The organism is Baekduia sp. Peel2402 (assembly GCF_052567285.1).
In genome coordinates this window covers 5,487,274-5,499,001 of the sequence record NZ_CP199582.1, presented here as the reverse complement: position 1 = coordinate 5,499,001, position 11,728 = coordinate 5,487,274, and the positions used below count along the sequence as shown (strand labels likewise).

13 protein-coding genes are annotated in these 11,728 nt (G+C 70.5%); 2 read left to right on the top strand and 11 right to left on the bottom strand.

The window, feature by feature from the left end; genetic code table 11:
- Positions 1-318: 318 nt before the first annotated feature.
- A complete protein-coding gene (locus ACT01A_RS26740) occupies positions 319-792 on the bottom strand; it encodes an SRPBCC family protein (RefSeq protein WP_445150161.1) in 474 nt (157 codons plus the stop codon).
- A gap of 23 nt (positions 793-815) precedes the next feature.
- Here ACT01A_RS26740 and ACT01A_RS26735 point away from each other — a divergent pair, with 23 nt between their 5' ends.
- Positions 816-1,385: a TetR/AcrR family transcriptional regulator gene (locus tag ACT01A_RS26735; protein WP_445150160.1), complete on the top strand. Its 570-nt coding sequence runs from the start codon at positions 816-818 to the stop codon at positions 1,383-1,385.
- Here the strand turns inward: ACT01A_RS26735 and ACT01A_RS26730 are convergent.
- The 10 genes from ACT01A_RS26730 to ACT01A_RS26685 form a co-directional block, all read right to left on the bottom strand.
- Entirely contained in the window at positions 1,382-1,756 is a 375-nt protein-coding gene (locus ACT01A_RS26730) for a helix-turn-helix transcriptional regulator (RefSeq protein ID WP_445150159.1), read from the bottom strand. The two genes, ACT01A_RS26735 and ACT01A_RS26730, sit on opposite strands and share 4 nt — an antisense overlap.
- Before the next feature lie 89 nt (positions 1,757-1,845).
- On the bottom strand, positions 1,846-2,199 hold the full coding sequence (locus tag ACT01A_RS26725; protein WP_445150158.1) for a type II toxin-antitoxin system RelE/ParE family toxin: 354 nt from the start codon (positions 2,197-2,199) through the stop codon (positions 1,846-1,848).
- A gap of 65 nt (positions 2,200-2,264) precedes the next feature.
- Positions 2,265-3,719, bottom strand: a complete 1,455-nt coding sequence (locus tag ACT01A_RS26720; RefSeq protein ID WP_445150157.1) for an amidohydrolase family protein — start codon at positions 3,717-3,719, stop codon at positions 2,265-2,267.
- Complete coding sequence (locus ACT01A_RS26715) at positions 3,716-4,945, bottom strand: cytochrome P450 (protein WP_445150156.1); 1,230 nt, start codon at positions 4,943-4,945, stop codon at positions 3,716-3,718. The genes ACT01A_RS26720 and ACT01A_RS26715 overlap by 4 nt, the downstream gene beginning before the upstream one ends.
- Positions 4,946-6,142 carry an ABC transporter substrate-binding protein gene (locus ACT01A_RS26710; protein ID WP_445150155.1) on the bottom strand — a complete coding sequence of 399 codons (1,197 nt, stop codon included), beginning with the start codon at positions 6,140-6,142 and terminating at the stop codon, positions 4,946-4,948.
- A 54-nt stretch (positions 6,143-6,196) separates the two neighbouring features.
- Entirely contained in the window at positions 6,197-7,093 is an 897-nt protein-coding gene (locus tag ACT01A_RS26705) for an ABC transporter permease (RefSeq protein WP_445150154.1), read from the bottom strand.
- The gene (locus ACT01A_RS26700; RefSeq protein WP_445150153.1) at positions 7,090-7,857 is read right to left on the bottom strand and encodes an ABC transporter ATP-binding protein; all 768 of its coding nucleotides are present in this window, start codon (positions 7,855-7,857) and stop codon (positions 7,090-7,092) included. Before ACT01A_RS26700 ends, ACT01A_RS26705 begins: the two co-directional genes overlap by 4 nt.
- Positions 7,854-9,116 carry an amidohydrolase family protein gene (locus ACT01A_RS26695; protein WP_445150152.1) on the bottom strand — a complete coding sequence of 421 codons (1,263 nt, stop codon included), beginning with the start codon at positions 9,114-9,116 and terminating at the stop codon, positions 7,854-7,856. The genes ACT01A_RS26700 and ACT01A_RS26695 overlap by 4 nt, the downstream gene beginning before the upstream one ends.
- The gene (locus tag ACT01A_RS26690) at positions 9,113-10,135 is read right to left on the bottom strand and encodes a methylenetetrahydrofolate reductase C-terminal domain-containing protein (RefSeq protein ID WP_445150151.1); all 1,023 of its coding nucleotides are present in this window, start codon (positions 10,133-10,135) and stop codon (positions 9,113-9,115) included. The genes ACT01A_RS26695 and ACT01A_RS26690 overlap by 4 nt, the downstream gene beginning before the upstream one ends.
- Complete coding sequence (locus ACT01A_RS26685) at positions 10,132-11,298, bottom strand: LLM class flavin-dependent oxidoreductase (protein ID WP_445150150.1); 1,167 nt, start codon at positions 11,296-11,298, stop codon at positions 10,132-10,134. The genes ACT01A_RS26690 and ACT01A_RS26685 overlap by 4 nt, the downstream gene beginning before the upstream one ends.
- 104 nt (positions 11,299-11,402) lie before the next feature.
- Here ACT01A_RS26685 and uraH point away from each other — a divergent pair, with 104 nt between their 5' ends.
- Positions 11,403-11,726: a hydroxyisourate hydrolase gene (uraH, locus tag ACT01A_RS26680; RefSeq protein ID WP_445150149.1), complete on the top strand. Its 324-nt coding sequence runs from the start codon at positions 11,403-11,405 to the stop codon at positions 11,724-11,726.
- Positions 11,727-11,728 lie beyond the last annotated feature (2 nt).

The following is an 11,728-nucleotide window of genomic DNA, read 5'->3' as shown; positions in this document are numbered from 1 at the left end:
GCTTGAACGGCGGCTGGGCGGCGAGCCGCGAGCCCGAGCGCTGGCTCGAGGCCTTCGCCTCCCTCTGCGAGCCCGGCTTCCTGGCCGCGGTCAAGCGCTTCAGGTTGGTCGGCCCTGAGGACTACGAGCGCGACTTCTCGATGCCCGCTGGCTTCGCGCCCTCGTTCGCGGGCGGCCCGCTCGCCGCACTGCTCGGCCGCGACCGCGAGCTGACCCGCTACGCCACGCCCGTCCCCGGGCTCTACCTCACGGGCAGCGGGACGTTCCCGGGCGCGGGCGTCTCCGGCGCGCCCGGGCGCAACGCGGCGCGCGTGATCCTCAGTGAGCGACGACGCCGCCAGCCAGGCGCTCGCGCAGGCGCGTCATCGCGGTGGCGTTCCCGCGCTTCAGCACCGACCGGACGACCGGCGCCAGCACCCGATCCGGCAACGGCGCCTTCTCCCAGGCGTACGTGAACGTCACGCGCGTCCCACCGCCGTCGTCGTCGGGTAGCTCGTCCAAGGTGTAGGTGCCGGTCGCGACGCGCCGGCCCTTGGCCGACACGTTGCGCTCGACGATCAGCGCGGGCGCGCTGGCCGCGACGACCTCGATGTCGGCGGTGTCGGTCAGCGCGCCGAAGGACGACTTCACGCGCGCCTTCGAACCGATGCCGCTCGCCGGACCGGAGTACTCCCAGTCGGTCAGCATGTGGTCGGTGAACGGCTCGTGGTTGGCCATCACGTCGAGGTAGGCGTAGACGTCCGCACGGGGCTGCGGCACGTCGATGGAAACGGAGACAGGTCGAGGGGTCATGTACCACACGGTACACTTCCTTCATGCCCCGAGTCAACGCCCGCGAGGACCTCCTCCAGCGCGCGATCACGCACATCTCCCAGCGCGGGATCACCGACCTGTCCTTGCGCGAGCTCGGCGCCGCGATCGGCAGCAGCCATCGGATGCTGATCCATCACTTCGGCTCCCGGGAAGGCCTATGGGTCGAGGTCATCCGCGCCGTCGAGCGCCACCAGCGCGCGACGTTTCCCTCCGTCATGCCCGACCCGATCGCCGACCCCGCCGGCGCCATGCGCGCCTGGTGGAAGCACATCAGCGACCCCAACCTCTGGCCCAACGAGCGCCTCTTCTTCGAGCTCTACGGCCAAGCCCTTCAGGGCCGCCCCGGCACCGAGGAGCTCTTCGACGGCATCGTCGACTCCTGGATCGAGCCCGTCATCCCCATCAACATGGCCATGGGCATGGACGAACCCACCGCCCGCGCCCAAGCCCGCCTCGGCATCGCCGTCACCCGCGGCCTCCTCCTCGACCTCCTCGCCACCGGCGACCGCGACCAGGTCGACGCCGCAATGGAGCGCTGGATCGCGCTCAACCTCGCGGCGGCAGGGACCTAGCGAGCGACAGCTGCGAAGCGAGCGACGCCATCGCCCTCCGCATAGGCGCCCGCCGTCTCACAGGTCTTGCGGGTGATCTGCTTCGGCTCACGATCAGCAGGCGCGTAGCTGAAGACGAACTCGATGCTGAGCTTTCCAGCGAGCCGGACCAGGCTCTCCGGCCGGGGCAGGGACTCACCCGACTCCCAGCGTGCGACCTGCGGCTGCTTGACGCCGATCAGCGTCGCGAGATCCCGCTGGCTCAGATCGTGGTCGTATCGATACTCGATCAGTTTCGCGGCGACCATCCGCGCGGGCGCCAGACGCTCCCACTCGCTCCGAAACGCGCCATCGAGGTTGAGCGCCGCAGCGACGACCTCGCCGTGCGTCATGTCCTTCTTGGTCTTCCCAGCCATGTGCTCGTCTCCTTTCGTGTCTGCCGAGACGATAACACAGTTGTTATCGATGGACCAGGCGAGATCTACACTTCCTGACCGTAATCGCGACGTGCGCGCTGTTGAGCGCGCTCCACAGCGGCGCGGAACCCCGCCGGGTCAGTCATCGCTTCTGGCGCCAGCGCGACGACCTTGAACGTCCTGTCGTCGAAGCGGAAGTACAGCGGCCGGATCGTCGTTCGCCCTCCACCCGGCCGGAGCTCGTAGAGCTTGACGGCACCCGCGATCGACTTCGAATGGGGCTCTGTGATCTTCGGCCCGATCTGACGCAGGATGCCCACGATCGTCAGCACGCGACGCTGGTTCTGCCTGTCGCGCAACCGTTGGAGCTCCTCAACCGCATCCGGGTGGTACTCGACCATCCACGTCGCCGACGGCACCCGACCGAGCTTGCCTCCCATCGGGGAGACCCTAGGGTTCTGGTGCCAACGAATCTGCGCCTGAATCAGGCGAAATAGCGGCGGCCGTCGCGGGCGGCGAGTGCGGCGCGGGTTGCCTCGATGCGGGCGAGGGTGGCGGGGTGCTCGGGCGCTGGGGACACCGCGAGGCGGCGGGTGCGTTGCTCGGCGATGGCGGCGTGGACGTCAGAGATGGAGAAGCGGGTCGGGAGGCGGTCTTTGATGACGAGGTCGCCGGCGACGAGGACGTGGCGGACGGAGGTGCCGGTCTCGGAGAGGACGAGGGAGGCTTCGAGCTCTCGGGCGCCGGCGAGGCCGAAGGTGGTGCGGTCGAGGAGGGCGATGTCGGCAGGGGCGCCGATGTCGAGGGTGCCGAGGCCAGGGACACCGAGGGCGCGGGCGCCGGAGGTGGTGGCCATGGACAAGGCCTCGGGCGAGGAGACGTAGGCCTCGTCGGGGCCGCGGTGCAGCAGCGACGCGAGGCGCATGGCGAACCACATCTGCTGGTCGTCGCTCGACGCTGCGCCGTCGGTGCCAACCCCTACAGGAACGCCCGCGGCGAGGAGGTCGAGGACGCGGGCGCGGCCGGAGCGCAGGCGGGTGTTGGCGGCCGGGTTGTGGACGACCACGCCGCCGCGTTCGGCGATCAAGGCGATGTCCTTGTCATCGAGCCAGACGCAGTGCGCCATGGACACGTCGGGGCCGAGGACGCCCATGCGGTCCAGCGCGGCGACGCCGCTCCCGCCGCCGAAGCGTGCGCGGCAGGCGGCGTCCTGGACGCGCGTCTCAAGAACATGCAGTTGCATCGTCGTGCCGCGCCGCCGGGCGAGGTCGGCCATGCCCATCAACAACTCCTCGGACGCCCACTGGATCCCTGAGGCGCCGGCCAGCACGTGCAACCGCCCGCCCTCGCTTCCGTGCCAGCGGTCGATCGCGTCCTCGGTCAGCGCGATCGCCTCGGGCGTCGGCACCGCCGGGACCTGCTGGGGAATGAGCGTCTCGCCCACCCCGGAGACGCCCAGCGACCGTGCCAGGTCCGCCGTGTAGTCGTGGTCGCTGAACAGCGGCGCCATGCCCCCGCGGATGCCCGCGTCGCGATAGGCGCGCATGACGCCGTCAAAGCCGCCGTCGCGGATCGGCGTCATCCCGACATGATCAAGAACGGACGTGCAGCCGCTCAGCAGCAGCTCGGCCGCGGTCGCCAGCGCGCACCAGTAGTGGTCCTCCTCCGAGTACGGCCCGGACTCCCCCATCAGCCGCGCCAGCCACGGCTCCAGCGCCAGCCCGTCGCCGAGCCCGCGCATCGGGTTCTCGGGCGAGTGCGTGTGGGCGTTGACGAGGCCCGGGACCGCGAGCAGGCCGCGGCCGTCGAGGACGTCGTCGCCGCCACGCGGTCCCGCGGCCGGTTCGATGGCGGCAACGCGGCCGCCCTCGATCACGACGTCCACGCCGGGACGCAGGTCGCTCGGCGCGACGAGCAGGTCGACGCCCGCGACGATCACCCGCGGGCCACCAGACGGACGGGGAGCGACTTGTAGGTCCTGATCATCAAGGTGGGGTGCAACTCGCCCTCTCCTACCACTTCGATCCGCGACCATCGCGCGACCGCGCGCGACAGGACCTCCCGCGCCTCCAACCGGGCCACGTGGGCGCCGAGGCAGGTGTGAACGCCGCCGCCGAAGGCGACGTGGCGGTTGGGCGAGCGCGCGATGTCAAAGGCGTCGGGCGACGGGAAGGCGGCGGAATCGCGGTTGGCAACCAGGACAGCGCATTGGAGGACGTCGCCTTCGCGGATCGGCGCTCCGTGGAGGTCGAAGTCGGTCAGGGCGACGCGGCCCATCGTCAACGCCGGTGAGACGTAGCGCAGCGCTTCCTCGACCGCGGGCCGCAGCAGCGACGGGTCGGCGTGCAACCGGTCCCACTGGTCCGGGAACGCGGCGAAGGCCTCGACCATCCCGGACAACAACGTCTGGGTCGTGGATGTGCCGGCGGCGAGCGACTCCATCGCCTGGGTCAGCACGTCATCCCACGACAGGACGCCCTCGCGATAGGCGGCGCAGAGCCAGGACAACAGGTCCTCCCCCGGCTCCTCCAGGCGGCGAACCGCGAGCCGTTCGAGGTACGTCACCAGCCCGAGCATCGCCTCCTGGCCACGCCGGAGGTCGTCCGGCGACAGGATCGCGGGGTCCAACAAGACGTCGATCGCGACCGTGTCGTGATGGAGCAGCTCCATCAACTCGTCGGCGTCCTCCTCCGGCAAGCCGAACAGGCGGCGGAAGACCGCGGCCGGCAAAGGCTTGGCAACGGCGCGCACCCAGTCGACCTCACCGTCGTCGGGCAAGTCGGCGAGAAGCGAGGAGGCGAGATCGACCACCATCTCGGTCATCGACGCCTCCACCGCCGCCCGCGTGAACGGCTCTGTGAACGCACCTCGTACCTGACGGTGCCTTCTCCCCTCTAGGTTGATCAGCAGCCCCTCCTGGAAGCGCTCCAGCGCGCTGCCCGCGCCGAACGGGCGGACCGCGTCATAGCCCCGGACGCGGTGGATGTCCGTCCCGCACCGCACCCGGTCCTTCAACAACTCCGCGACGTCGGAGTACCGCGTCACGAACCAATACCCCTCCCGCAGCCGCACCACCGGAGGCAACCCCCGGAACGCCGTGTGCAGCCGCCGGGGCAGCCCGGGATCGCGGAAGTCGATCCCGGGCTGCGCCACAGCGACGTCCATCTACAGGCCGATCCCCTGCTTGATGAACTCGTTCGTGAACAGGTCGCTCGGCGCGAGGCCGTCGGCGATCTTGATGTTGTTCTTCTTGTAGATGGGCGACACGATGTCGATCATCTTCTGGACGCGGGCCTCGTCGATGTTGCCGAGGGTGTCGTCGGCGCCGTTGCCGATGATGTCGTTGTCGACCTGCGCCTTAGCGGCGTAGTCGGCCAGCTCGGCCGGGTAGACCCAGCCGTTGTTGTACTCCTCGACCGCCTTGACGATGATGCCGTTGGCCGTCGACGGGTCCTTGGCGTAGTCGACCTGCGCCTGCTGGATCATCGGGACGAGCTTCTTCAGGCACGCGGCCTTGGCGGTCACGTCCTCCTTGCGCACGGCGATCGTCTCACCGTAGTTCGGGTAGCCCGAGTCGCTGATCTTCAGCGTGGAGACCGGCTTCTTCCACGCCTTGACCTGGTTCTCGTACTGCCACGGCTCCGCGGTGATGAAGCCCTGCTGGACGAGCTTGCCGCCCGAGGTCACGAAGCGCGCCGGCTTGCCGTCATAGGACGAGTCGACCTGCGACTTCTTCAGGATCCCGGCACCGACCAGGTAGTCCATGTACACGTTGGCCTTGAAGTACAGGACCTTGGTGTCGGTCTTGCCGATGTCGGCGATCGTCTTGAAGTCGTGCTTGGACGGATCGAAGATCAGCACCTGCGCCCAGTTCTCGCGCGGAGCGATGACCGACACCGTCGGCAGCTTCTTGGAGTTCTGGATCGACTCGTCGGTGTTGACGTACCCGAGCAGGATGTCCTTGTCGACGTACATCTGCTGCGTCGGGCTCTGGAAGCCCGTCGCGGGACCGCCGGCGCGGATCTCGATCTTGACGCCCGTGTCCTTCCCCTGCGAGATCAGCGGCGCGGTGTAGGACTTCTTGGACTTGTTGTACGTGCCGTCCGGCGACGCCAAGGCGTACACCTCGGAGTGATCGGACTCCGGGTTCCAGTCGGTCTGGACGACGACGGTGTCCGGGCAGATGCCCTTGAGCGACGCCGACGCATCGGCCGAGGCCGCCGTCGTGGTCGTCGCGGCCGTCGTGGACGCGGCGCCGCTGTCGCTGCTGCTGTCGTCATCGCTGCCGCAGCCGGCGGCGATCAGCGCGGAAGCGCCGAGCACCATCAACAGCGACGGGATGCGGTTGGACCTGAAGGTCATGGGCTCCATTCCATGGTCTGTGTGCGTGCGTGCTTGGGGGAAGGGGTCAGGGGATCAGCGCGTGCCGCGCGTCGCCGTGTGCCAGCGGCCGACGACGCGGCGCTCCAGCCACGTGACGACCAGGAACACGGCAATGCCGAGCAAGGACGACAAGATCACCGCGGCGTAAAGGCGCTCGGACTCGAGCTCCGACGCGTAGGTGTTCATCAACACGCCGATGCCCGGCGTGCCCTGCTGGAAGAAGAAGTCGCCGACGACCGCGCCGATCACCGACGCGCCCGCGGCGATCCGCAGGCCGGTGAAGATCGCGGGCATCGCGGCGGGCAGCTGCAACTTGAGCAGCCGCGTGACCCGCCCGCCCTTGTGCAGGGAGAACAGGTCGTGGTGGCCCTGGTCGACCGACAGCAGCCCGAACAAGGTGTTGGTGATCACCGGGAACAGCGCGATCAGCACGACGACCAGCACGCGGCTGGAGAAGTCGTAGCCGAGCGTGAAGCCGATCAGCGGGACGATCGCCAGGATCGGGATCGTCTGGAGGACCACCGCGTAGGGGTAGAACGACCGCTCGACCCACTTGGCCTGGGACATCGCGATCGCCATCCCCATGCCGACCACGATCGAGAGCAGCAGGCCGACCATCGCGGCTTTGGTCGTCAGCCACAGGCCCGTGAACAGCTCGGCGCGATTGTGGCCGTCCAGCAGCGCGACGTCAACGACCGCCCACGGCGGCGGCAACAAGAAGCGCTTGTCCTCGGCGAGGATGACCTGCGACGCCAGGATCCACACGCCGATCACCACGGCGAAGACCAGCAGCGGCGGGATCACGACGCTCGCCAGCGACGCACCGCGCTCGCGCAGCGCGATCCGCCCGCCCGCACCGCCCACCGCCGTCGGCGCGGCCTCGGCGGCGCTACCGCCCGCGGTCACGGCGTCCGTTGGGAGAGCGCTCATGCGAAGGCCCCCCGCAACGCCTCGGAGACGCGGCCCGACAGCTCCGCGAACTCCGGCTCGAACCGCAGCTCCGGCCGTCTCGGATACGCGAACGGCACCGGGAAGTCTCCGACGATCCGGCCCGGTCGCGCGCTCATCACCAGCACCCGGGTCGACAGGAACACCGCCTCGGCGATCGAGTGGGTGATGAACAGCCCGGCGAAGCGCTCGCGCTCGAACAGCGCCAGCAGCTCGTCGTTCAGCCGCTCGCGCGTGATCTCGTCCAGCGCGCCGAACGGCTCGTCGAAGAGGAAGGTCTTGGGCTTGAGCGTCAGCGACCGCGCCAGCGACGCGCGCATCTTCATGCCGCCCGACAGCGACTTGGGGTACTTGTCCTCGAAGCCGTTCAACCCCACCAGGTCGATCGCCTCTTGGGCGGCGGTGCGGCGCTCGGCCTTCCCCATCCCTTCCAGCTCGCCGAGCAGCTCGACGTTGCCGCGGACCGTGCGCCACGGCAGCAGCGTCGCGTCCTGGAAGACGTAGCCGAGGTTGCCGTCGCCGATCGTCACCTCGCCGCCGGTCGCGTCCAGCAGCCCGGCGGTGATCTTCAACAACGTGGACTTGCCGCAGCCCGACGGGCCGACGATCGACACGAACTCGCCGGGCGTCACGGAGAACGACGCCTCCTGCACGGCCTGCGTGCCGTCCGGGAAGCGCATGGCCACAGAGTCGAAGGTCAGCCCGGCGGCGGTCGTGGTGGCGGACGGAAGGGTCTGGCTGGTCATGTGAATACCGGGTGCGAGGGGACGGTGGACAGGGGCGCCAGCGCGCCACGCACCTCGGTGCGGGCGACGCAGCGGCCGGCGTGGATGACGTAGCGGTGCTCGGAGCCGCGGGCGATCGCGTCGGCCAGCGACGCGCCACGCACGGCCATCAGCTCGGCGGGCGAGCCCGGGACGAGCGCGACGGCGGGCAGGCCCATGGCCGCGCGGGCGCCCGCGCTGACCAACTCATAGGCCTCTTCGGGCGTCAGGTGCGCGGCGGCGACCAGCAGCGCGGCGGTCTCCAAGGCGTCGCTGCGGCCCACGCAGTTGAAGGGATCGCGGACGTTGTCGCCGCCGCCGGCCACGACGCAGCCCGCGTCGAGCAGCGCCCGGATCGCCGTGATCCCGCGTGCGGGCGCCACCGCGTCGCCGCGCGCCTGCAGGTACAGGTTGGTCTGGGGCAGCGAGACGACCGCGACGCCGGCCTCGGCCAGCTCGCGCGCCACCGTCTCCTGGACGTGCGACGGCTGGACGCCGAGCGCGACGCAATGCGACGCGACCGCGCCAGTGACGAACCCGCGCTCGACGACCATCCGCGCGAGGTCGCGCACGGCGAGCATGCGCGGGTTGAGCGTCTCGTCGGTGTGCAGGTCGACCGGCGCGCCCGCGGCCTCGGCGGCATCCAGCGCACAAGCGGTCGCCGCCACCGGATCCGGGTCGAGATGCGGGCAGCCGCCGGCGATGTCCGCGCCCGCCTCAAGCGCCGCCGCCAACAACATGCGGTTCTCCTCGCCCTCCGGCCCGGTCAGCGGCGGTGAGATCAGCGCGACGATCTGGAGCTGCGCCAAGCGCTGCTCGGCCAGTTCCTCGCGCAGCGTCCGCAGCGCCGCGATCCCACGCAGCCCGATCCCGGGCCCAACGTCGACGTGCGTGCGGATCGCGGTCGTGCCGTGCGCGATCAGCTCGTGCGCGGCGGCGCGAGCGCGGCCGAGGATCTCCTCCTCGGTCAGCGATGGGCGGTAGGCGTGCCACGCCGCGATCGCGCCCTCCAGGTCCCCGGCCGGGTTGGGCGCGGCGGCCGCGCTCAAGGCCTTGTCCAAGTGCGCGTGCGGCTCGGCCGGCGCGGGCAAGATCACCATGTCGAAGCAGTCGAGCAGCGCGTCAGTCGGGGCCGGCGTGAGGTCGGGGCCGACCGCCGCGATCCGCCCCGTGGTCGGATCGCAGCGGACGTCCACCCGTTCCCCCGAAACATCCACCCCGCCACGCAGCAGGATCGTCACGCCGCGCTCCCGCCGCCGAGTGCCGAAGCGGCAAGGGCCAAGGCGCCTGCAACTTGCAGCTCCTCCCCCGGCCCGGCCGCAGCCGAGAGGTCGATGCCATCGACCCCATCAACTTCCAGCAGCGCCTCCGCCCGCTCGACCGCAACGCGCACCGCGCCGCCGACCGGGTCGCCGCTGATCGTCGCCTGTAGCGCGCCGACCGGCACGACCGCGCCAGGGATGAACGACGCGAGCCGTTCGACGCCCTTCTCGCTGACGACCAGCGGGACCGACGCGATGCAGCGCACGCCAGGCGTCAGCTCGCGCAGCGCACCGACGAACTCCTCCACCTCGCCCGGCTCGGCGGCGTGGTTGACGAAGCAGACGTGCGCGCCCGCCGCTGCCTTGGCGGCCATCCGCGCCGGACGCAGGGCCTTGGGCGGCGCGCTCGGTGACTCGGCGACCGACACCAACATGCCGCTCTCGGCCGCCAGCGACGACAGCCGCGTCGAGTCGAGGTCGAAGACCGGAGTCGCGTCGGGCCGATGGCCGAGCAGCGGGTGGTCGCCGGTGACGCAGTGGACCGCCGGGACGCCGACCGCCGCCAGCCCCGCCAGGTCGCCCTCGAGCGCGACGCGGTTGCGATCCCGGCAGCTCAGCGAGGCCCACGGCCGCACGCCTTCGGACGCGACGACCTGCGCACGCAGCGACGGCGGCAGCTGCACCCGCGCCCACGGCGCGTCGCCGAGCAGGGCGGCGTCCGCGTGACCGGCCACCGCGGCGGCACTCGCCCGCAGCGCGTCGACGTCCAGCGGCGCGGCAGTCAACTCCACCGTGATGATCGGGCGACGGTCCCAAAGCGCGATCAGCTCACGGGCGCCGAGGGAGAACGGCGCGCGCTCGGGCGCGGGGATCCTTTGGCTCAGTGGCCCGCTCGGATCGGCCAGGAACACGCAACGGCGCCCGCCGATCTCGCACGCGCCGTCCGGCTGCACTCCGCCGCACGGCCCGTGGACCATCATCTTGGGGCACGCGCTCATCGTTGCGCGGCAGCCGTCAGCTCGACCCCGAGCCGCGGCATGACCTCCTCGGCGAGCAGCACGAGCTGCTCGTCGATCTCCTCGCGGGTGAGGCCCGGGAACTCGGGGAACAGCAGGACGTGCTGGAGATCCAACTTGTCGCGGAACTCGCCGAGCACCTCGACGACGTCCTCGACCGAGCCGACCGCCATCGCGCGCGCGGCGCGCGTCTCCTCCAGCGTCGGCGCGTAGTCGAACGGCAGGTCGGTCCCGTCGTACTGGCCGAAGCGCCCGTAGGGCGACAAGAACTTCACGTACTCGTCGTGGCCAGGACGCACGCGGTCCATCGCCTGCTCGGTCGTGGCGCCGACGTGGACCATCAGCTGCATCGCGCGCGCCTCGCCGGGCGCGAGGTCGCGACCGACCTTCGCGGCCTCCTCGGCGAACAGGTCCCACGAGCGCTTCATGCGGTCCGGCGACGCGAGCGCGAACACGCCGTGGAAGCCCTGCTGGGCGACGTAGCTGAGCGTGCGCGGCGAGCTGACCGGCTGGAAGATCTCGATCGGGCGGTTCGGGCGCGGGACGAGCGTGAGCTCCTGTACCGTCGCGCCGCGATCCGGGATCCCAGCCGGCGGGTAGTCGTGGTGCTTGCCGTGGTAGCTGAAGCGCTCCTGCGTCCACGCGAGCTGGATGACCTCCATCGCCTCCTCGAAGCGCTCGCGGTTGATCGCGTCGAGCTCCTTGGACATCGCGTTGTCGCCCGAGGCGACCGGCGCGCCGAGCGTCATCGACTCGCGCGGGACGGTGCCGCGGCCGACGCCGAAGACCATGCGCCCGCCGGTCAGCAGGTCGGCGGCGGCGAAGTCCTCGGCCAGGCGCAGCGGGTGCCAGGTCGGGACCACGTTGAAGGCCTGACCCTGGCGCAGACGCTTGGTGATGTTCGCGAGGTGCAGGCCGAAGAGGACGAGGTTCGGCGTGACCTCGTAGCCCTCGTGCTGAAAGTGGTGCTCGGTCAGCCAGAGCGTGTCGTAGCCGAGCTCGTCGGCCAGCTTCGCCCAGCCCTGCAGCGACTCGTAGGTGTCGATGACGTCGTCGTTAGAGACGCGGCGATCCAGGGGTGCGGGGGCTCCCGCGCCGGCGTCGGGCATCGCCGCCGTGGCGTAGAAGTGCAGGTCGGTGCGCAAGGTTGCGACGCTAGATGCATGGACGTCGCGAGATCTTGGCCCCGTGGAGGAAATGGTTCGACGTTCGGTCCAAGCCCCGCGCGACGACGGGCGTTGGTGGTTGAATGACCTGCGTGCTGACCACCCACGTGCTCGACGTCGCGCGCGGTCGCCCGGCCGCGGGCGTCGCTGTTGAGCTTTGGCGGGACGATCGGCTGGTCTCCGCGCAGACCACGAACGAGGATGGCCGCTGCGATGCGCCGCTCGTGGATTCCGATGCCTTGGTCATCGGCGAGTACGAGCTGCGCTTCGCGGTGGGCGCGTACTTCGGCGACACGTCGTTCCTGGACGTCGTCCCGGTGCGGTTCCGGGTGGCCGACGCGGAGGCCAAATACCACGTGCCGCTGCTGGTGACGCCGTGGTCGTACTCGACGTACCGCGGCTCCTGACC

Coding starts and splice junctions, on each gene's coding strand:
- ACT01A_RS26740 (WP_445150161.1), bottom strand. CDS start 792: ATGACCCCTCGACCTGTCTCCGTTTCCATCGACGTGCCGCAGCCCCGT.
- ACT01A_RS26735 (WP_445150160.1), top strand. CDS start 816: ATGCCCCGAGTCAACGCCCGCGAGGACCTCCTCCAGCGCGCGATCACG.
- ACT01A_RS26730 (WP_445150159.1), bottom strand. CDS start 1,756: ATGACGCACGGCGAGGTCGTCGCTGCGGCGCTCAACCTCGATGGCGCG.
- ACT01A_RS26715 (WP_445150156.1), bottom strand. CDS start 4,945: ATGGACGTCGCTGTGGCGCAGCCCGGGATCGACTTCCGCGATCCCGGG.
- ACT01A_RS26710 (WP_445150155.1), bottom strand. CDS start 6,142: ATGACCTTCAGGTCCAACCGCATCCCGTCGCTGTTGATGGTGCTCGGC.
- ACT01A_RS26705 (WP_445150154.1), bottom strand. CDS start 7,093: ATGAGCGCTCTCCCAACGGACGCCGTGACCGCGGGCGGTAGCGCCGCC.
- ACT01A_RS26700 (WP_445150153.1), bottom strand. CDS start 7,857: ATGACCAGCCAGACCCTTCCGTCCGCCACCACGACCGCCGCCGGGCTG.
- ACT01A_RS26690 (WP_445150151.1), bottom strand. CDS start 10,135: ATGAGCGCGTGCCCCAAGATGATGGTCCACGGGCCGTGCGGCGGAGTG.
- uraH (WP_445150149.1), top strand. CDS start 11,403: ATGACCTGCGTGCTGACCACCCACGTGCTCGACGTCGCGCGCGGTCGC.